At 71.5% G+C, this 20,625-nt stretch carries 9 protein-coding genes; 8 read left to right on the forward strand and 1 reads right to left on the reverse strand.

The annotated features are described in order from the left end of the window. Window positions 1-28: 28 nt before the first annotated feature. Genes AB5I40_RS02090 through AB5I40_RS02115 form a run of 6 tightly spaced genes read left to right on the forward strand, consistent with a single transcriptional unit; the run spans window position 29 to window position 16,191 of the window. Window positions 29-5,254: an SDR family NAD(P)-dependent oxidoreductase gene (locus tag AB5I40_RS02090; protein ID WP_370936710.1), complete on the forward strand. Its 5,226-nt coding sequence runs from the start codon at window positions 29-31 to the stop codon at window positions 5,252-5,254. Further along, window positions 5,247-7,532, forward strand: coding sequence for a lantibiotic dehydratase (locus tag AB5I40_RS02095; RefSeq protein ID WP_370936711.1), 2,286 nt, complete (start codon window positions 5,247-5,249; stop codon window positions 7,530-7,532). The genes AB5I40_RS02090 and AB5I40_RS02095 overlap by 8 nt, the downstream gene beginning before the upstream one ends. Then, entirely contained in the window at window positions 7,529-10,861 is a 3,333-nt protein-coding gene (locus AB5I40_RS02100; RefSeq protein ID WP_370936712.1) for an amino acid adenylation domain-containing protein, read from the forward strand. The genes AB5I40_RS02095 and AB5I40_RS02100 overlap by 4 nt, the downstream gene beginning before the upstream one ends. Next, entirely contained in the window at window positions 10,846-12,810 is a 1,965-nt protein-coding gene (locus AB5I40_RS02105) for a radical SAM protein (RefSeq protein ID WP_370936713.1), read from the forward strand. The genes AB5I40_RS02100 and AB5I40_RS02105 overlap by 16 nt, the downstream gene beginning before the upstream one ends. Beyond that, window positions 12,803-14,470: an ABC transporter transmembrane domain-containing protein gene (locus tag AB5I40_RS02110; RefSeq protein WP_370936714.1), complete on the forward strand. Its 1,668-nt coding sequence runs from the start codon at window positions 12,803-12,805 to the stop codon at window positions 14,468-14,470. Before AB5I40_RS02105 ends, AB5I40_RS02110 begins: the two co-directional genes overlap by 8 nt. Continuing rightward, window positions 14,467-16,191 (forward strand): ABC transporter ATP-binding protein, encoded by a 1,725-nt coding sequence (locus tag AB5I40_RS02115; RefSeq protein ID WP_370936715.1) that lies wholly within the window; start codon window positions 14,467-14,469, stop codon window positions 16,189-16,191. Before AB5I40_RS02110 ends, AB5I40_RS02115 begins: the two co-directional genes overlap by 4 nt. An 18-nt stretch (window positions 16,192-16,209) precedes the next feature. On the opposite strand, the gene AB5I40_RS02120 is transcribed toward AB5I40_RS02115, so the two are convergent. Further along, window positions 16,210-17,493, reverse strand: coding sequence for a type VII secretion protein EccE (locus tag AB5I40_RS02120; RefSeq protein ID WP_370936716.1), 1,284 nt, complete (start codon window positions 17,491-17,493; stop codon window positions 16,210-16,212). A 151-nt stretch (window positions 17,494-17,644) separates the two neighbouring features. Here AB5I40_RS02120 and AB5I40_RS02125 point away from each other — a divergent pair, with 151 nt between their 5' ends. Together AB5I40_RS02125 and AB5I40_RS02130 are read left to right on the forward strand one after the other, a co-directional pair. Further along, window positions 17,645-19,657 carry a fibronectin type III domain-containing protein gene (locus AB5I40_RS02125; RefSeq protein WP_370936717.1) on the forward strand — a complete coding sequence of 671 codons (2,013 nt, stop codon included), beginning with the start codon at window positions 17,645-17,647 and terminating at the stop codon, window positions 19,655-19,657. Between the two features lie 11 nt (window positions 19,658-19,668). After that, window positions 19,669-20,622: a MoxR family ATPase gene (locus tag AB5I40_RS02130; RefSeq protein WP_354735019.1), complete on the forward strand. Its 954-nt coding sequence runs from the start codon at window positions 19,669-19,671 to the stop codon at window positions 20,620-20,622. Window positions 20,623-20,625: the final 3 nt, after the last annotated feature.

A 20,625-nucleotide genomic window follows, 5' to 3' on the forward strand; every position in this document is an offset into this window, starting at 1 on the left:
GGCCGAGATGTGCGATGAGTGAGGCGGTATGGCCATCGGTGACTCCGCTGACCCCGGCCCGGCCGTCGAACCGGTCGCGATCGTCGGGATGGCCTGCCGGGTGCCGGGCGCGGCCGACGTCCGCCAGTTCTGGCGCAACCTGACCGCCGGGGTCGAATCGGTCCGCCGGTTCACCCGCGCCGAGCAGCTGGCCGCCGGCGTGCCGGTCGAGGAGCTCGACGACCCCGCGTTCGTCCCGGCCGCTCCGGTGCTGGACGACATGGCGGGCTTCGACGCCGCGTTCTTCGGGATGACCCCGCGCGAGGCCGAACTGGCCGACCCGCAGCAGCGGCTGTTCCTCGAGCTGTGCCACACCGCATTGGAGGACGCGGGCCATCCGCCGGGCCGGGTCCGCGGCGAGGTCGGCGTCTACGGCGGCACCGGCGTGGACGACTACCTCTGGCGCAACATCCGCGGCAACCGGCGGATCTGGGAGTCGGCCGGCCGCGGCCTGACGATGGTCGGCAACTCGCCGGACTACCTCGCGACCTTCACCTCGTACAAGCTCGACCTGCGCGGACCGAGCATGACCGTGCAGACCGCGTGCTCGACGTCTCTGGTCGCGGTGCACCTCGCCTGCGAGGCCCTGCGGTCCGGCGAATGCGACCTGGCGGTGGCGGGCGGCACCAACATCGAACTCCCGCACCACCGCGGCTATCTGCCCCGCGTCGGCGGCGTCGATTCGAGCGACGGGCATTGCGCGCCGTTCAGCGAGCAGGCGTCGGGGACGGTGTGGGGCAGCGGCGGCGGGACCGTCGTGCTCAAGCGGCTGTCCGAGGCGGTCGAGGACGGCGACCACGTCCACGCGGTGATCCTCGGCAACGCGGTCAACAACGACGGCTCGGAAAAGGTGTCCTTCACCGCCCCCGGACCGAAGGGGCAGACCGCGGTGATCGCTCAGGCGTTGAGCGTCGCCGGGGTGACTCCGGCGGAAATCGGCTACGTCGAGGCGCACGGCACCGGCACCCGGCTCGGCGATCCGATCGAAATCGCCGCGCTGACCGAGGTTTTCGGCCGCGAGCCGCGCGACGGGCAGCGGTGCGCGATCGGCTCGGCCAAGTCCAACATCGGCCACCTCAGCCAGGGGGCCGGGGTGGTCGGCCTGATCAAGGCCGCGCTGATGGTGTCCCACGGGATGCTGCCGCCTTCGCTGAACGTCACCGCGCCGCATCCGGACATCGATTTCGCGAACTCGCCGTTCACCGTCAACACAGTCGCGCGGGTTTGGGATGCGACGGGGCCGCGCCGGGCGGGCGTGAGTTCGTTCGGCTTCGGCGGCACGAACGCGCATCTGGTGGTCGAACAACCGCCCGTGCTGCCTGTGACTGAGGCTGCGGAAGTCGCGCTGATTCCGTTGTCCGCCAGAACCGAGAGCGCCCTGCAGACGGCGGCGACGCGGCTGGCCGAGTACGTCGCGGACGCCCCGGAACTGAGCCTCACCGACATCGCCCACACGTTGCGCGCTGGGCGGGACGAACATCCGCACCGCGCCGCGATGGTCGCGCGGACTCGGGAAGACCTTGTCCGGGCGCTGGCTCGTCCCGCCGCAGCGGTCGCCGATCCCGCCACGAAGGTCGCGTTCCTGTTCTCCGGACAGGGCAGCCAATACCCGGGCATGGGCGACGAGCTGCACCGCGCCGAACCGGTCTTCCAGTCTGCAATGGACGAATGTCTTGCGCTGGCGCGAGACGAACTCGGCGCTGATCTGCGAGAGTTGCTCGCCGAGCATCCGGAGGAGACCCAGTTCGCGCAGCCCGCGCTGTTCGCCGTCGGCTACGCCTTGAGCCGGTTGTGGCGGTCGTGGGGCGTCGAGCCCGAGGCGATGATCGGCCATTCCGTCGGCGAGTACGTGGCGGCCGCCGAAGCCGGGGTGTTCACCGTGCCCGAGGCGGTCCGGCTGGTGTGTGCGCGAGGGCGGCTGATGCAGCAGGCTCCGCCGGGAGCCATGCTGGCCGTCTCGATGGACGAGGACCGGCTTCGCGAATGGCTTCCTGCGGACCTGTCGCTCGCCGCGGTCAACGGTTCGGGGGCTTGTGTGGTCGCCGGACCTGGCGAAGCGATCGAAGACTTCGCCGCGAAACTGTCCGCAGAGAAGATCCAGCATCGCAGCCTGCGTACCTCGCACGCGTTCCACTCGCCGTTGATGGACGAGGTCCTCCCGGAGTTCCGCGCCGAGGTCGCGGCAGTGTCGCTGCGCCGCCCGAACCGGCCCTACCTCTCGACCCGCACCGGGGACTGGATCACTCCGGAACAGGCCGTCGACCCTGACCACTGGGTCCGGCAGCTGCGCGACACCGTCCGCTTCGGCGACTGCGTGCAGCGGCTGCTCGCGGACGGTTCCTGGGCGTTGGTCGAATGCGGTCCCGGGCGGCAGCTGGCCGGGCTGGCGCGGATCCGGCCACGCGGCGCAGCGCGGTCGAAGGGGCCGCTCGCCCTGCCCAGCCTGCCGACGCCTGGCGATTCTCGCGGCGACGTCGAGACCCTGTACGCCGCGGCTGGTCGCTTGTGGACGGTCGGCGTTCCAGTGCGCACCGACCGCATCGGCACTCCCGGGCGTCGCGTGCCTTTGCCCACCTATCCGTTCGAGCGCACGCATTACTTCGTCGAACCCGATCCGCCGGGCGCGCCGCAACCCGCTCCGGTACCGGTCGACCACAGCTGGGTGTCCGTGCCGACCTGGCGGCAGACCGCGCCGCTGGCGGCGACCGGCGAACCGTCCAGTTGGCTGGTTTTCAGCGACGGCCCGCGCGGCGCCGACCTGGTCGCGGCGCTCCGGCGCAGTGGTGCCGACGTTGTCGTCGCAGGTGAGGAGCCGGGCAACACTTACCGTGTCCGCGCCACCGAACCGGACGACTACGCCCGCCTTTTCGCCGATCTTGCCGCGCGCGGCGGAATGCCGACGCGGATCGCCCACGCTTGGCTGCTCGACGCCGACGAGGACGACCCTCTTCGCGCCCAGGACCGCGGATTGTTCAGCCTCATCGCTTGTGCGCGGGCGCTCGCGGGCACCGCGCAGGCGCAGTCGGGGGAGAGCGGCGCGATCGGGCTGGACGTCCTCACCCGGGGCGCGCGCGACGTCACCGGTGCCGACCTCGTCAATCCGGCCAGCGCCACGGTGACCGCGTTCGCTGAGGTCGCCCCGATCGAGTTGCCGGTCCTGCGCGTCCGCCACCTCGACCTCGGGCCGGGCGACCGCGCCACCGGTGCTCTCCTAGCGGAACTGCGCGCTATCGCGGGCGATCCGATCGTGGCCCTGCGCGGCGGACGCCGGTGGGTCCCCGAACACCAGCCCGTGCCCGAACTGTCCGAAGTGGACTCAACAACGCTGCGCCAGCAAGGCGTGTACCTGATCACCGGCGGTACCGGGGGGATCGGGATCACCGTCGCCGAGCACCTCGCGCAGCGGGTCGCGGCACGGCTCGTCCTCACCAGCCGCCACGGTCTCCCGCCGGAGCACGAGTGGGACGCGCTGGGCGAGACCGGTCGCCTCGGCCGGGCTGTCGCGGCGATCCGCCGGATGCGGGCGGCCGGGGCGGAAGTCGAGGTCGTCGCGGCTGATGTCAGCGCCGCCGAAGATTTGGCCCGCGTGCGGGAAGTCCTGATTGGACAGTTCGGCCGCCTCGACGGAATCGTGCACGCGGCGGGCGTCGCCGGCGGTCAGATGATCGAGGCGTGGGACCGTGCCGAGGCCGAACGCGTGCTCGGCCCGAAGCTGCTCGGCGCCAGCCTCCTCCGCGCCGCCTTCGGCGATCTGTCGCCGGATTTCCTCGTGCTGTGCTCCTCGACCTCGGCGTTGGTCGGAGCCCCGGGACAGGTCGACTACAGCGCGGCGAACGCTTATCTCGACGCGTGCGCGGGCGCCGCCGACGGGTGGCCGGTGCGGCGGCTGGCAGTCAACTGGGGGCGGTGGCTGGAGGTCGGCATGGCCGTCGAGACCGAGGTGCCCCGGGAATGGCAGCGCGTGCTCGACCAGCCCGGTGAAGCCTGGGATCACCCGATCCTGACTCATCGCGACGGCAACGGCGGATACCGCGGGACCGTTTCCCCGGCAACGCATTGGGTGCTTGACGAGCACCGGCACCAAGGCCGCGCCCTCATGCCGGGAGCCGCGCACGTCGAGCTGATCCGGGCGGCGTTCGAGAGCCATGCGCCGCGATCCTCGCCGCAGCATCAGACCGAACTCAGCGATCTCGTGTTCGTACGCCCGTTGGTGCTCGCCGACGAGGAGAGCGCCCGGATCCGGGTCACCGTGCGCGCCGACGCGGGGGAGTACCGGGTCGAAGTCGCCAGCGAGAGCGGCGTGCACGCCGAGGCCCGGGCAAGGTGGACCGCCGATGACGCCGAGCCTGTCGATCTGCGCGCGCTTCGCGCTGGCCACAGCGGACAACGTCAGGACTACGACGGCGAACGTCTCGGGAAGGCGGGCGGCTTCGCGCTGGGCGGGAGGTGGCGCAGCCTGCGGCACACGACCGATACCGCCGACGGCATGAGCCGCTTGGCCTGGTTCGAACTCCCCGACGCCGTCCAGGCGGAGGCGGCCAGGCTGCCGCTGCACCCCGCGGTGCTCGACGAGGTCACCTCGGTGGCCAGCGACGGACAGGGCAAGTACCTGCCGCTGAGCTACGGACGACTGGTCGTGCACCGGCCGTTCCCCGCGCGGCTGTGGGCCTGGGCGCGCTACCAGGGCACCCGAGACGGCGAGGTCATCACCGCTGATCTGTCCGTTGTGGACGAACGCGGCGACCCGGTGCTCACGGTCGCCGACTTCGTCATGCGCCGCACGGACGTCGCCGCGCTCAGCGGCAAACCCGCCGCGCCGACCGGCGAGGGGCTGCGTCCGAAGGAGGCGGTGGACCTCCTCGACCGGCTCCTCGGCGCGGACCTCGGGCCTCGGGCGATCGTCTCGGCGGTCCCGTTGGCGAGGATCCGCCAGCGCTCCGAGGCGATCATGGCGTCCGGCCCCGACGCCGCGCCCGCCGACGACCTGGAGACCGCCATCGCTCGTGTGTGGGCCGATGTGCTCGGGATCGCCGAGGTTGGCGTGGACGAGGATTTCGCGGAACTCGGCGGGAACTCGCTGACCGCGGTCCAGCTGATCTCCCAGGTGCGCAGCGCGGTCGGCGTCCGGGTGCCGATGCAGGTGCTGTTCGAAGCGCCCACCGTCGCGGCGATGGCGGGCGTGGTCGCCCGGATGCGGGGCGACGCCAGTGGCTGACGCGCACCTCGTCGAGGTCCCCGGCGGCGACTGGAAGGTCTGGCGCGCGGCCCTGCTCCGCACGACCGGCTTCCCCGCCGACGGACTCGCGGCCTTCACCTGCTCCGAAGCCGCGGCGATCGTCGATGCGCACCTCGACGGCACCGTGGACCAGCACGAGGCCGAGCAGGCGTTCGCCGAGGCCGCCGCGCAGGGAAGCCGGGCGCTGTCGAAGATCGCGGCCGACCCGCTGTTCCGCGAGGCGCTCGTGTGGCAGAACGCGCGCGTTCTGCGCGTGGCCGATTCGATCGCGGCGGAGCCCGAACCCGCGCGGCTGAACCGGCGCCGCCGCCGGGACGAGGACCTGCTCGCCCGCTACTGGCAGCGCTACTGCGCCAAGACCGAGACGATCGGCTTCTTCGGCCCGGTCAGCTGGACCGAGATCAGCTCCCGGCCGGACGTCGTCACCGCCGAGATCGGTCCGCGCCTGGTCCGGGCCCGCGCGACCCACCTCGAGTACTGGGTGCTCGACGCGTACGCCCGGCACCTGGCCGAAGACCACGAGACCCGGTCGTGGCTCTCGGTCCGGCTGCCCCCGCACCTCGCGCTCGACGGAACCCGGCTGCTGCATCCCACCGAGCCCGCTCGGACCCTCACCCCGCAACAGGCGCAACTGCTGACCCACTGCGACGGCCGTCCCGCCCGGGAAGTCCTGGCCGCGCTCGATGGAACGCTCGCGGAGCGGGCCGATCTGGAACGCATGCTCGCCGACCTGCACGACCGTTCGCTGGTGTCGTGGGGCATCGACTTGCCGCTGAATTACACCGCCCAATCCACGCTGTACCGGGGAATCCAGGCGATCGGCGACGAACGGATCCGGCACGACGCGCTCGCCGGGCTCGACCGGCTCGACCGGGCACGGGCGCGCGTGGCCGAGGCGGCGGGCGACGCCGACGCGTTGCTGACCGCCCTCGCGGAACTGGACGACGTGGTCACCGCGGAGACCGGCAGCGCACCACGGCAGCGTGCCGGCGAGATGTACGCGGGCCGGACTCCGTGCTACGAGGACACGATCCGGGACCTGGACCTCAGCTTCGGCACCGGGCTGCTGGACGGACTCGGGCCCGCGCTCACCCGGATGGCGCACCTCGCCCGATGGCTCACCGCCGAACTCGCCGCTGCGGTCCAAAGCGGACTAAAAGAACTGCATGCCGATCTGGCCGAAGACAATGGCGGGCAGGATGTCCCGTTTGGACAGTTGTGGTACCTCGCGCGCGGCGTTCTTTTCGGCCAGGACAACGGACCGGTCGCCGCCGTGCTGGCCGAGTTCTCGCGGCGGTGGGCGGTGTTGTTCGCGCTCGACTCCCAGTCCGAGGACATCCGTTGCGACAGCGCCAGCCTCGACGTCGAGACGCTGTTCCCCGCCAGCCGCCCGGGGTGGGCCGGGGCGCGGTTGCACAGTCCGGATCTCCAGCTGTGCGCGGAGAATCTGGACGCTCTGCGCCATGGGGACTTCTTCGCCGTCCTCGGCGAGCTGCACGTTTCGTGGCCGACGTTCGACTCCGGCGTCACCGTCCGCGTCCACCCCGATCCCGAGCAGCTGCGCACCGATCTGCGCACTGAACTCGGTGCTGGCCGGATGCTGCCATTGTTCCCCTCCACGTGGCCGCGGGTCACCGCGCGGGTGAACCGTTGCCTGGAGAACTCCGACGACCGTCAGTTCGGCTTCGTCGACGCGCCGGGTGCTGATCCCGAGCGGCTGGTGCGGATCGCTGCTTTATCCGTCACCGACGAAGACGGCGAACTCTTCGTGCACGGGCCCGGCTTCCGTCGTCCAGTGCTCGACTTGTTCTCCGAACTGCTGATGATGCGGGCGGTCGACGCGTTCCGCTCGGCCACCGCGCGGCCGCACACGCCCCGGATCACCGTGGACCGGCTGGTGGTGTGCCGGGAAAGCTGGCGGACGACCGTCGGCGAGACCGGGCTGTCCGAGATCGAAGGGCATCGCGAGCTGTACCTGGCGGTGCGGCGCTGGCGGCGTGCGCTGCGCCTGCCGGAACGGGTTTTCGCCAAGTTCGCGACCGAGGGCAAACCGCTCTACGTCGACTTCACCAGCCCGGTCTACGTGGCGGGATTCTGCTCCGCGCTGCGGGCCGCCGCCCGTGCCGGAGCGGACAGCGCGCTGACGCTCACCGAGCTCCTGCCAGGCCCGGAGCACGCGTGGGTGCCTGATGCCGAAGGGCGGACGTACTTGTCGGAGCTGCGTGTCCAGCTGCGGGATCCGGAGGCGGCCGAATGACCCTTCTGCCACAACGGGTTCTGGATCATGCCGAGCAGCACCCCGACGCGATCGCCGTGCGCCAATGGGACCGGCACTTGACCTACGCTTCGCTGGCTACGGCGGCCACGGGGCTCGCCGCGACCCTGCGTGCCCGCGGGGTCGGCCCGGAGACCCCCGTCGGCCTGTGCCAGCGACGCACGCCGGAGATGCTCGTCGGCTTTCTCGGGATCATGCTGGCGGGCGGGGTGTACCTGCCGCTGGAGCTGTCCCATCCTCGCCACCGCCGCGACGCCATCGTCGCCGATGCCCGGCCGAAGCTGGTCCTCGTCGACGACGACGGCGAGAAAGCTCTGGCGCACCACAGCATTCCGCGTCTCCGGCAGCAAAGCTCAGCGGATGCGAGCCCCGTCGAGATCGACCCGGACAACCTCGCGTTCCTGATGTACACCTCCGGCTCCACCGGCGAACCGAAGGGCGTCGCGCTCGGACACGGCGGCCTCGTCGCCCATCTGGAAGCCGCCGCCAAGTGGGTGGGGCTCGACCGGAACGCCCGCGTCTTGGCCTTCGCGTCGTGCGGCTTCGACCTCTCGCTGCACGAGATCGGGGTCGCGCTCGCGTTCGGCGCGGAGGTGGCGCTCATTAATGAGGCCGACCGGCTCGATCCGGTCCGGCTGCACGAGTTCCTGCGCGCCCACGAGGTGTCCTACGCCAACCTGCCGGTTTCGGTGCTGCCGCTGGTCGAACCGCACGGACTGCCCGCATTGACGGTGCTCGGGACGGGTTCCGAGGCACCGGGACCGGAGCAGGTCGCACGGTGGACCGCGCCGGGCCGCCGGTTTCTCAACAGCTACGGGCCGACCGAGACCACGGTCATGGTGTCCTCCTTCGACGCCCGCGGCGAGTGGACCCGGCCGATCCCGATCGGGCGTGCGCTGGGGGAGCACGGGCTGCACGTGGTCGACGAGAAGCTGTGCCCGGTGCCCGCTGGCACCCCCGGCGAGCTGCTGATCAGCGGCCCCGGGCTCGCTCGCGGCTACCTCGGGCGGCCCGGGCTGACGGCGGAACGGTTCATCGCCGATCCGTTCGGCAGCGGCGGCCGGGCGTATCGCACCGGCGACCTCGTGCGCCGCACCGCGGACGGGGACCTGGAGTTCCTCGGTCGGCTGGACCGCCAGGTCAAGATCCGCGGGCAGCGCGTGGAACTCGGCGAGATCGAGACCGCGCTGCGGGCACATCCGGAGGTCCAGCACGCCGTCGCGGACACGGTTTCCGGAACGGTCGTCGCGTTCTGCGTCCCGGAGACCGTGGAGCCGTCGGCGCTGCGGGAGTACTGCGCTGGCCGGTTGCCCGCCGCGATGGTCCCGACGCGGGTGTTCTGCCTGCCCGAGCTGCCGCTGCTGGCCTCGCACAAGGTCGATCTGAACCGGCTCCGAGAGCTGGTCGCCGCCGAGCCCGTGGCGGCTGGTGCGGCGGACGAGCCGTTGCCCGCGGTGGTGGCCCGCGTGTGGCACCGGCTGCTCGGCGAAGGGGAGGATTTCTTCGCCAGCGGCGGGCATTCCCTGACCGCGATGACCATGGCCGCCGCCCTGCGCGCCGAGCTGGGCCGTGACGTCGGGGTCGGCGACATCTATCAAAGCCGCACCCTCGCCGGGCTCACCGCCCGCGTTGAAACAGCGAAGCGCACCGACGAGATCGAGCTGACCACCGGACATCCGCCAGCGCTCTCGCCGGGCCAGCGACGGCTGTGGTTCCTCGACCAGCTTGCCCCCGGTTCGGCCGCGTACAACACGCCGATGGCCCGCAGACTCCGCGGACCGGTCGACCCGGCGAAGCTGCAGGCCGCGCTGACCGCGGTCCTCGCCCGGCACGAGGTGCTGCGGTGGCGATTCCCGGCCGACGGCGGCACGCCCCGAGCGGTGGCCGATCCACCGTCCGCACTGCCGCTGCCGGTTCTGGACACGTCCGCCCTCCAGCTCCAGGCGGAATTGGCCGCCGAAGCCACCGCGCCGTTCGACCTGGCTAGCGGCCCGCTGGTACGGGCGAAGCTCCTGCGGCTCGCCCCGGACGACCACGTCCTCGCGATCACCTTCCACCACGCGGTGTTCGACGGATGGTCGCTCGACCCGTTCTGCCGTGACCTCTCCACCGCCTATACCGGCGAGCTGGCCCCGCTGCCGGTCAGCTACGCCGACTACCCGGCCTGGCGCAGCGAACGCGACCGGCGTCGTTCCGCCGAAGACCTCCAATGGTGGCGCGAACACCTCTCGGACGCGCCGACCGTCCTCGACCTGCCCCGCGACCACCCTCGGCCAGCAGCGCAAACGCACCGGGGTGCCCTCGTCAAAGGCCAGCTCGGCCAAGACGTCTCCACCGCGGTCGAAGCACTGGCGTCCACTGTGGACACGACGTCCTCGGTGGTGTTGTTCGCGGCGTTCGCCGAGCTGCTGCACCGCGTCACCGGCCGCGACGACCTCGTCATCGGCACCCCGGTCGCCGACCGCGGCCACGTCGCCTTCCACGACCTGGTCGGCTTCTTCGTCGAGATCGCCCCGCTGCGCTGCCGCGCCGACGACACGCGGAGCTTCGCCGACACGGTTCGCGGTGCGGCGGCCGAGTTCGTGGCCGCCCTCGCGCATCCCGCCGCACCGCTGGAACGCATCGTCGCGGAGCTGCGCGTACCCCGCGAATCGACCCGTGGTCCGCTCGTGCAGGTGCTCTTCAACGTCTACGGCTTCGCGCCCGGCGAACTCGTCCTGCCGGGCGCCGCGACGGAAACCCTGCCCGCCGGACAGCCCGGCTCCGCGTTCGACCTGACCGTCTACGTCGAACGCCACGAGGACGGATTCGGCGTCGAACTCCTCTACGACCGCGCGCTCTACGAGGCCGACCGGATCGACCGGTTGCTCACCGCGTACCTCGAATGGATCGCCGCCTTGGTGACCACCGGCGAGAAACCCGAACTGGACCCGTTGCTCAGCAAAGGAATCCACGAAGTCGCGACGTCCGAGGAGCCAGCGGTCAAGGAAGGCATCTGGTCCGACACCGAACGAGACCTGGCCCGGCTGTGGACCGAGGTCCTGGACGGACGCTCGGTCGGAGTCGCCGACAACTTCTTCGACCTCGGCGGGACTTCCTTCGCTTTGACGGTCCTCCACGGCCGGATCGAACGGCAGTGGGGCAGCCGCGCCCGGCTCGTCGACCTGTTCCGCTATCCCACCGTGCGCGCGTTCGCGGCGTTCCTGGACGGCCAGGCCGCGGACACCGCACTCGAAGCGGCCGACCGGCGGGCCCGTGCCCGCCGGAACCGGGCCCAGACACGAGGAGGGCGGTCATGGGCCTCCCGGTAACGCTCGTCTTCCCGCCCGCGGCGGATCCTTCGCTGCCGCACGGCGCGTTGCCGCTGCTCGGCGCGGTGCTCCGGCGCGGCGGGCACGACGAGGTCGAACTCCGCGACCTCAACCTGGAGGCCTTCGACCACCTGCTGCGGCCGGAACCGCTCGCGGCGGTGTCAGACGGCGGTGCCGCCGAAGTCGTCGCGAACATCGCCGAGTCGCGGCGCATCCTGCGGGATCCGGTCGACTTCTACGATCCGGCGAAACTGCTCTACGCCAAGCGGATCTTCCATCTCGCCGGCGACCTGATCACCGCGGGACAACCGGAGTCGCGGTTCGGCAAGTACTCCTACTCGCAGGCGACCTACGACAGCTACGAGGAGGTCGCGCACGCGGTCGAAACCGAAGCCGGGCCGCTCGCGGGCTACTTCCGCGACGTGGCCGTGCCGTCGCTGCTGGCGCGGAAACCGCGGTTGATCGGCCTTTCGGTGCCGTACTTCTCGCAGCTGATCCCGGCGTTCCTGCTCGCCGAGGAGATCCGCCGGCAGGATCCGAGCGTGCACGTCACCGCGGGCGGGCCGGTGATCACGTGGGGCCGGGAAGTGCTCACCGCCGACGCCCGGTTCAGCCGCTGGCTCGACTCGTTCCTCGTCGGAGAGGCCGACGAGACTCTCCTGCACTTCGCGGATTCCCTTGCCGGAGAACGTGACCCGGCGTCGGTGCGGAACATCGTCCGGTACGTCGGCGGCGCGGTCCGCGAGCAGCTCGACCCCACCTACCAGCTCAACCTGGACTGGCTGCCCGCCCCGGATTTCACCATGCTGCCGCTGGAGGACTACTTCGCGCCCAAGCGGGTCATCTGCATGATGCCCACGCGTGGCTGCTACTTCAACCGGTGTGCGTTCTGCAACTACGCCTTCATCAAGATCGCGCCCTACCGGATGCGCTCCCCGAAGCTGATCGCCGAGGACGTGGCGTCGGTGGTCGCGTCCACCGGCGAAGACGTGTTCTCCTTCGAAGCGGACGTCATGCTGCCCGCGCACCTGCGGTCGTTGTCGGAGGCGTTGCTGGAACGGCAGACGAACATCAGCTGGCACGGCGTCGCGCGCTTCGAGAAGGGCTTCACGCCGGAGGTGTTCGCGACCATGCGCGAAGCCGGGTGCATCCGGCTCTACATGGGACTCGAAAGCGCCAACGAACGCGTGCTCAAGGCGATGGACAAGGGCACGACCCCGAGGCGGATGGCCGGCATCCTCGCGATGTGCCACACCGCCGGGATCTCCGTCGAGGCCGGGGTGTTCAGCGACTTCCCGTCGGAGACCGCGGCCGAGGCGGAGGACACCTACCGGTTCGTCCGCGACCACCGGCACGTGATCGGCCGCGCCGACGCGGGCACGTTCCGGCTGCTCAAGGGCGCGCCGATCGCCGACGAGCCCGAGGTGTACGGGATCACCGTCAAGGACGACCCGGCGCGCCGCTGGTACCACCTCGACTACGAGGAGGACACCGGCGTCTCCACCGGGCTGGCCGAGCGGATCCAGCGGCTCTACCCGGAGGTCGCGCTGATCGACGTGCCGGAGGACATCCTCTACAACGCCCGCTTCGGCCCCAACGCGTTCCGGAAGTTCTTCGACGGCGGCGGAGAAGCGGCCGATCCGCTGCCCGCCGAGGCGAAGCTGTCGCTGGCCGACGGGGTCGTGCTGCATCGCGTCCTGGTCGCCAACTCCGGCGCGGTCCACTTCGGCGACGCCGAGTCCTCGCACGCGGGTTTCGAGAAGTCTCATCTGGCGATCACGATTGCCCTCGATCGCAATCACTCGCGTGTGCACCCGTTGGGGGACAACGAGGAGAAGGTCCTGCGCCGGTTGGCCGAAGGTGATGCGCGCGCCGGCGAACTGCATTCCACTGTGGACGCACTGGTGGCGAAAAGCTTGGTGACGGTTCAGGACGGTGCCGGTGCCTGACCCGGACACCCGGGGGCCGGGCCGCTACCTGTGGTGGCTGGTGCGGTGCCAACCCGGCCGGGTGCTGTCCGGCGGGCTGGTCAGCGCGGCGTGGATGGGCTGCCTGATGCTGCCGCCGTACTTCCTGTCCCGTGCCGTCGACGAGGGGCTGCGCGGCGGAAGCATGGCCGCGTTGCTGGGCTGGGCAGCCGCGATCGTGGGCATCGGCGCGGTGAACGCGACGCTGGAGACGGTGCGGCACCGCACCATGACCCAGGTCCGGATGGACGCTTCTTTCCGTACCGTGCGGGCCTTGACGCGTCAGGCCGTCGAGGTCGGCGCGACCCTGCCGCGGAAGGTTTCGGCGGGCGAGGCGGTCAGCATCTCGGCGACCGACGTCATGCGGATCAGTTGGGCGCTGACGGTCACCGGCCCCGGTTTCGGCGGCATCGTGGCGTTCGCGGTGGTCGCGGTGCTGCTGTTCTCGGTGTCGCCTTTGCTGGCGCTCGTGGTTCTGCTCGGGGTGCCGCTGCTGGTCGTGCTCACCGGACCGCTGCTGCGGCGGCTCCAGCACGTGGAGACCGAGTACCGGCGACAGGAGGCGGCGCTGACGACCCGGGCCGCGGATATCGCCGGGGGATTGCGGGTGCTGTGCGGAATCGGCGGAAAGGACCGGTTCGCGGGCGGTTACCGGCGTGCTTCGCAGGCGCTGCGCGCGGAGGGCAACCGGATCGGCGCGGTGATCAGCTGGATCCAGGCGCTCGGAGTCGGCCTGCCCGCGCTGTTCCTGGGCGCGGTCACGTGGATCGCGGCGCGGATGACCGCGGCGGGGGAGATCACGATCGGCGAGCTGGTCGCGGTGTACGGGTATGTGGCCGTGCTGGTGGTGCCGGTGTCGTACTTCATCGAGGGCGCGGGGGACATCAGCCTCGGGTTGGTGGCCGCGCGGCGGGTGGTGCGGATCTTGTTGCTGCGCCCGGAGGTCGCCTCGCGCGCCGGTGCGGTTTCGGGCCCGCCGGGGCAAGCACCGATGGCTGACGGCGCCTCTGGGCTGGAGGTGCGCGCGGGGGAGTTCCTGGTGCTCGCGACCTCGACGACGGCCGGAGCCGCCGCGGTCCTGGAACGACTCGCCCGGCTCACGGATTCGGACGTCCGTTGGGGCGACGTTCCGTTGGGCGCGGTCTCGCTGGCGGAGGTTCGCCGCCGGGTCGTGCTGAGCGATGTCGACGGGTATCTGTTCGCTGGTTCGCTGCGGGAAACCCTTGCTGCTCACCGGGATGACGACGCGATCACCGCCGCGCTGGAGATCGCGGCCGGGGAAGACGTACTGGCTTCCGGGCTTTCCTCCACCGTGGACGCGAAGGGCTGGAGCCTGTCCGGCGGCCAGCGGCAACGGCTGCGGCTGGCGCGTGCTGTGCTGGCGGATGCGGACGTCCTGCTGCTGGTCGATCCGGCCGCGGCGGTGGACGCGCATACCGAGTCGCTGATCGCGGACCGGCTCCGAGCGGCGCGACGGGGCCGGACCACGGTGGTGGTGAGCACGTCGCCGCTGTTCCTGGCGAAGGCGGATCGGGTCGCTTTCTTGAGCGACGGTCGGGTGGTCGCGGCGGGTTCGCATGCGGAGCTGCTGGGCCGGGAGGCTGGGTATCGATCGCTGGTGGCTCGTGGAGGCGAGGTGTGAGCGGCTCGCTGCCCGTCGCGGACAAACGCGCGGTACGCCACGAGGCCCTGCGACTCCTGCGCGCCGACCCGCGCGCCGTGACCGTGATCGTCCTCCTGAACTGCGCGGCGGCGGCTCTCGGCCTCGCCGCCCCGTGGCTCGTCGGCGAGATCGTCAACCGGGTCGCCGCGGGCGCTGAAGTGTCCACTGTGGACTTCCTGGCCGTCGGGATCGTCGCCTTCGCCGTGGCGCAGCTGCTGGTCACCCGTTTCGCGCGGTACGCGGCTTTCCGGTTCGGGGAACGGTCGCTGGCCAGCCTGCGCGAGCGGTTCGTGGACGACACTCTCGTCCTGCCGGTGTCCGTGGTGGAACGCGCGGGCGTCGGCGACCTGATCACGCGCGGCTCCAGCGACGTCGCGCAGGTCGGCGGCACCCTCCGCGACGCGGTCCCGGACCTGTTCGTCTCGGTGGTGCAAGCGGTGTTCATCCTCGGGGCCGTCTTCGCGCTGCATCCGCTGCTCGGCCTGTGCGCGCTCGCGGGCATCCCGCTGATGTGGTGCGTGACGCGGTGGTACCTCAACCGGTCCCGGACCGCCTACCTCGCCGAGGGCGAAGCGAACTCCGCGCTCGCCGACGCCATGGCCGCCACCGCCGAAGGCGCCCGGTCCGTCGAGGTGTTCGGCCTTCAGCAGCAGCGGATCGACGCCTCGGAACGCGCGATCTCAGCCTCGTACGCCGCCCGGATGCGGACGTTGTCGCTCCGAACGGTCTTCATCCCCGGAACAGTGTTCGCCCACTCGATCCCCGTCGCGGCGACGCTCGTCGGGGGCGGCGCCGCGCACCGGGCCGGGCTGCTCAGCCTCGGCGCGGTGATCGCGGCCGGACTGTACCTGTGGCAGCTCGTGGACCCGCTCGATCACGTCCTGTTCTGGCTGGAGCAACTGCAAAGCAGCGGTGCGTCCCTGGCGAGAATCAAAGGCGTCGCTGAAGCCGCGGCCGACGACGAGCCGACCGCCGAGGTGCCCGTCGACGACCGGATCGAAGTCAAGGCCCTGCGCTACGCCTACCACGGCGCCGCCGACGTCCTCCACGATCTGGACCTGACCGTGCACCCCGGCGAACGGCTGGCGATCGTCGGCCCGTCCGGCGCGGGCAAATCCACGCTGGGCCGGTTGCTGGCCGGAATGGACACCCCGCGAACGGGCAGCGTCACCCTCGGCGGCGTCGACGTGCACCGGCTCGCCCCCGGCCGGGCGCTGCTGGTCACGCAGGAACACCACGTGTTCCTCGGAACGCTGCGGGACAACCTGGCCATGGCGGCCCCCGAAGCCCCCGACGACCGGCTCGCTTGGGCGCTGGAGGCGGTCGGCTGGGCCGAAACCCTTCCGGACGGCCTGGACACCGAACTCGGCGACCCGACTCGCGGTGACCATCCGCTCGATCCCGCCCAGGCGCAACAAATCGCACTCGCTCGCGTCCTGCTGGCCGACCCGCACACGGTGATCCTCGACGAGACCACCGCGATGCTCGACCCGAACGCGGCGCGCCGAATCGAACGATCCCTCGCCGCGGTCCTGGAAGGCCGGACGGTGATCGCGATCGCCCACCGCCTGCACACGGCGTATGACGCCGACCGCGTCGCGGTGCTGGAACACGGGAGGCTCACGGAACTCGGAAGCCACGCGGATTTGCTTGCCGCACAGGGAACTTACGCGGCACTGTGGCGGTCGTGGCACAGCTGAACCTCCCGGAACCGAAGCTCAGCAAACCGCCCCCAGCGGCAAAGTAGCGGTCAGCCCGTCGCTCTGCCGCCCCTCAAGCCGATCCAGCCGCAGCCCCCATTCCTCGGCAAGCTGAGCCAGCACCTGCCCCGCCTGCTCGACCGCCGCCGCATGCGGAGAGGCGACGCGCACGACGGCCGCTACCTCAGGCACCCCACCCGAACGGCGGGCGGTCAGCGACAGCGTCACCGCGGTCTGGGACGTTGCGCTCAGCACCGCGTGGATCAGCCGGGGAGTCGTCGCAGGCGGGAGCGCGGACCAGCCGTCCAGCCGGAACGCCGTCTGAGACACCGGGCCGCTGTGCCAAAGCCGCCACTGTTCCCGGACTCGGGTGCGGCCAGCGGTCACGTGCGCGAGCGACGCGATGGAGCCGAGAAACTCGGGCTCTCCCAACGGACTCGTCGGCACGCCGTCGCGGCGTAGGCGACGCTGCACGCGTCGCAGCGCATTGGTCAGCGCTTGGCGCACCGCATCGTCCTCGTAGCGCTCGACAGTGCGCAATGCTTGCAGCGCAAGCCAAATCCGAGGCGGTTGCCGACGGTCGACACCCGCGTGATAGAGCACCTGCGCGACGAAACCGGTGCCAGGTTCGGCGGGCGGCAGCAGCGCTTCGGGGCCCGGGATCGGAGTCGGCGGAAGCGAGTTCGGACGCAGGACAGCGGAGATCCCGTCCGTGCGGCTGAAGAGGAACACCGGATCGTCGCCGAGTTGCCCGGGATGTCCGGAACCTTCCGGCGACAGCGTGCGCAGCAGGGCGCGGCCGGTCTCGTCGGCGTCGGCCAGTTCGCGTTCCCGGTCGCGCAGCGCGTAGCCCAGGGAAAGCGACAGCCATTCGTAGCCCCAGCGGCCGCGGTACCGCAGTGAGGTCAGGGTCAGCAGCGCCACGGCGCCGAGTCCGATCGTGGCCGCCACCGGCCATGGTCGGCCGATCGCCAGGACAGCGGCCACCAGCACCAGTTGCCCGCAGACGATCTGCAGTGCGCCCCACCGGCGACGTCGCTCAACCGGAAGGTGCACTGGAGGCGGCGGTGTCGTCACGACCGGGCGCCACGGCTGCGCATAGGTCGCCACCGGGGAAGGAGCCGCTGCTCTCGCCGCGGTCAAGGCGGCCAGTGCCGCGGTGCGGGCCGCTGCCTGGGCATCCGCCGGCACGGGGATCCGCTGGCCCTGGCCGATCGGCCGGGCGAGCGGCACCGGGTCGGCGACCGGTCGCGCCGGGGCGCTGGCGCGCCGGCCGGGATGTGCCTCGCCGGGATGGGTCACGGCAGCCTCCTCACGTCCCGGACAGGGTCGCGGGGAGAAGCTGAGGTTTCCGTGACAGCACGTTTAATCAGGATTTCAACGGCGTCCTCTAGCGTCCGGGCATGGGTTCCGGATGTATCTCGGCTGTAGCCGACGCGGTTACGGTCCGCCGGTGACCACAGAAACGCCGCGCGCGAGGCGCGCCGCCATGTTCCGGCTGGGGACGGTCGTCGTCGCCGCACTGGCCGTGGTCGGCATCGCCGTCACCGGGCACGCCTCGCTGCCCACGGACCTGCAGTTCGCGGACGCCGGGCACTGGGTCTACAACACCTCGTCGCAGTCGGCGGTGCACGTCGACGGCGCGACCGGCCAGGTCGACGCCCAGGCGGCGGTCCCCGGCGCGGAGGCGGGCAGCCCGGTGGCACAAGGCGGCCGGTCGGGCTACGTCGTCGACCGGACGCGGATCACCGAGTTCAGCAAGTCGACGCTCGGCGTGGAGAGCAGCAAAGCGCCGCCGTCGGCCGAGGAACCGGTCGTGCTGGAGGTCGCGGGCGGCCCGTACCTCGTGTACCGCAACGCCGGGCAGATCGCGCGCCTCGGCGACCCGGCGGCCACCGCGCCGACCGGCGGTCCGCTGTCCGCGCCGGTGACGACGTCCGACGGCACGCTTTGGGTGCACCGCATCGACAACGGCTCGATCTGCGACCTCCCGCGCGGCGCCACGCTCTTGACCTGCCCCGCGCAGCTGCCGCAGGGCCACGACGCGTCGCTTTCGGTCGTCGGCGACCGGCCCGTCGTGCTCGACACGACGGCCAGCGTGCTCCGCTCGGTCGGCGCGAACGGGCTCGGCGAACCGGCCGACCTCGGGCTTTCGCTGCCCGCGACCGCGCAGGTGGCGAGCGACGACGTCGACGGCCGGCTCGCCGTCGTCGACCCGGACCACGGCCAGCTGCACCTGATCGACGCCGCCGGCCTGCTGCAGAACCGTCCGGTCGCGCGGCCGGTGTCGGTCCCGCTGGAGAAGGGCGGCCACTACGCGGGCCCGGTCGCGACGGCGCACACCGTCGCCGTGGTCGACCAGGCCCGGCACGAGGTGCGCACCTACGACAGCAAGGGCGCGCTGAAGAGCAGCAAGGCGGTGCCCGAGGGCGGCGGCGAGCCGCGGCTGTCGCTCGGCCAGGACCACCGGATCTACGTCGACAACCACGACGGCTCGCACATGGTCGTCGTCGACGGCGGCGACGGCGTGGCCGCGGACGTGGACGTCAGCGCGAAGACGCAGCCCAAGCCGACTCCGCCGCCGCAGCCGGAGACCACGCCCAGCAGCCAGCCGCCCGCGCCGCCGGGTCCGCCCGCGCAGCGGGACAATCCGCCTCCGCCGGTCGCGAAGCCGACCCCGCCGGGCGCGCCGCGCAACGTCCGCGCGACCGCGGGCACCGGTTCGGCCACGGTGATGTGGTCGTCCGCTCCCAGCAACGGTTCCCGAGTAGTCCGGTATGTCGTTTCCTGGTCCGGCGGTTCGACCACAGTGGACGGTGCGCGGTCGCGGGTCACCGTGGACGGGTTGGCCAACGGCCAGTCCTATTCCTTCAGCGTGGCCGCGGAAAACTCCGCGGGCCGGGGCGCGGCGGCGAGTTCCCGCTCGGTCGTGCCGGGCGGAGCCGCCGAGGCGCCGAAGGTCACCGCGACCGTCGGGTCGAACGGCGCGGTTTCGGTGAGCTGGACGACCCCGGACCTGCACGGAGCAGACCTCGACCACTACGCGGTGAGCGCGTCCGGACAGGGCGACCGGTCGGTGTCCGGGACGTCGACCAGCTTCCAAGGACTGAGCGGCACCGTCACTTTCACGGTCCGGGCGATCACCTCGTACGGCTCGGGGCAGCTCACCGGCAGCCCCGGTTCGGCGCGGGCGACTGTCGCGTCCGGCCCGCCGTCGGTGAAGATCACGAGCGTGCGCAGCACGAACGCGCTGATCGTGACGGTCAACGCGGACCCCAACGGCGGCGCGGCCACCTGCCAGGCCTCGTTCATGGGCGCGACTTCGCCCTCGAAGTCCTGTTCCGGCACCACTCAGCTCACGATTTCCAACGTGATCTGGGGAGGCGCGATCACTATCAAGGCTACGATCCGGAATTCCGCGGGTTCGGCGAGCGACAGCTGGACCGGCGTTCCGACCACTTCATGAGAAGGGCGAACGTGAGCTTCACGCCGAAAGCGGCCTACGACCTCATTGCCGACAACGTGCAGACGGTGCTGCGCGGCCATCCGGACGTCGTCCGGATGGCGGTCGCGGCGCTGTTCGCCGAAGGGCATCTGCTGATCGAGGACGTGCCCGGCGTCGGGAAGACCACGTTGGCGCGCTGTCTCGCGGCCAGTGTCGGCGGCCGGTGGAACCGCATCCAGTTCACCCCGGACCTGCTGCCCGGCGACATCCTCGGCGTGATGGTCTACCACCAGCACGCCGAGCAGTTCCAGTTCCACCCCGGCGGGATCTTCGCGAACGTGGTGCTCGCCGACGAAATCAACCGCGGCACCCCGAAAACGCAGGCGGCGCTGCTCGAGGCGATGGCCGAACGCCGCGTCACGGTCGACGCGGTCACCCAGCCGGTGCCGAGGCCGTTCCTGGTGGTGGCGACCCAGAACCCGATCGAGATGGAGGGCACCTACCGGCTGCCGGAGGCGCAGCTGGACCGGTTCCTGATGCGGTTGTCGGTCGGCTATCCGAGCCACGACGCGGAAGTGATGGTCGTGATGGGCGACTGCGCGGGCGTCACCGCCGACGAACTGCGGCCGGTGCTGCGGATCGAAGACGTGCAGCAGGTCATCGCCCGCGTGCGGCAGGCGTACCTCGCGCCCGAGGTCGTTTCGTACGCGGTCCGCCTCGCCGCGGCGAGCCGCAGCCATCCGGCCGTGCGCTACGGCGTGAGCCCGCGCGGCAGCATCGCGCTGATCCGTGCCGGGCAAGGCCTCGCGGCCACGCACGGCCGCGATTACGTGACCCCGGACGACGTGAAGGACGTGGCGCTTCCGGTGCTGTGCCACCGGCTGGTGCTGACCCCGGACGCCGAATTGAACCAGCGGCGGCCCGAGGACGTCGTGGCCGAACTGCTCGCCGACACCGCCGCCCCGACGGCCGCGCCCGGGCGCTGAGGC

Origin of the sequence: Amycolatopsis sp. cg13, assembly GCF_041346965.1 — a bacterium.
Taxonomy (GTDB): Bacteria; Actinomycetota; Actinomycetes; order Mycobacteriales; family Pseudonocardiaceae; genus Amycolatopsis.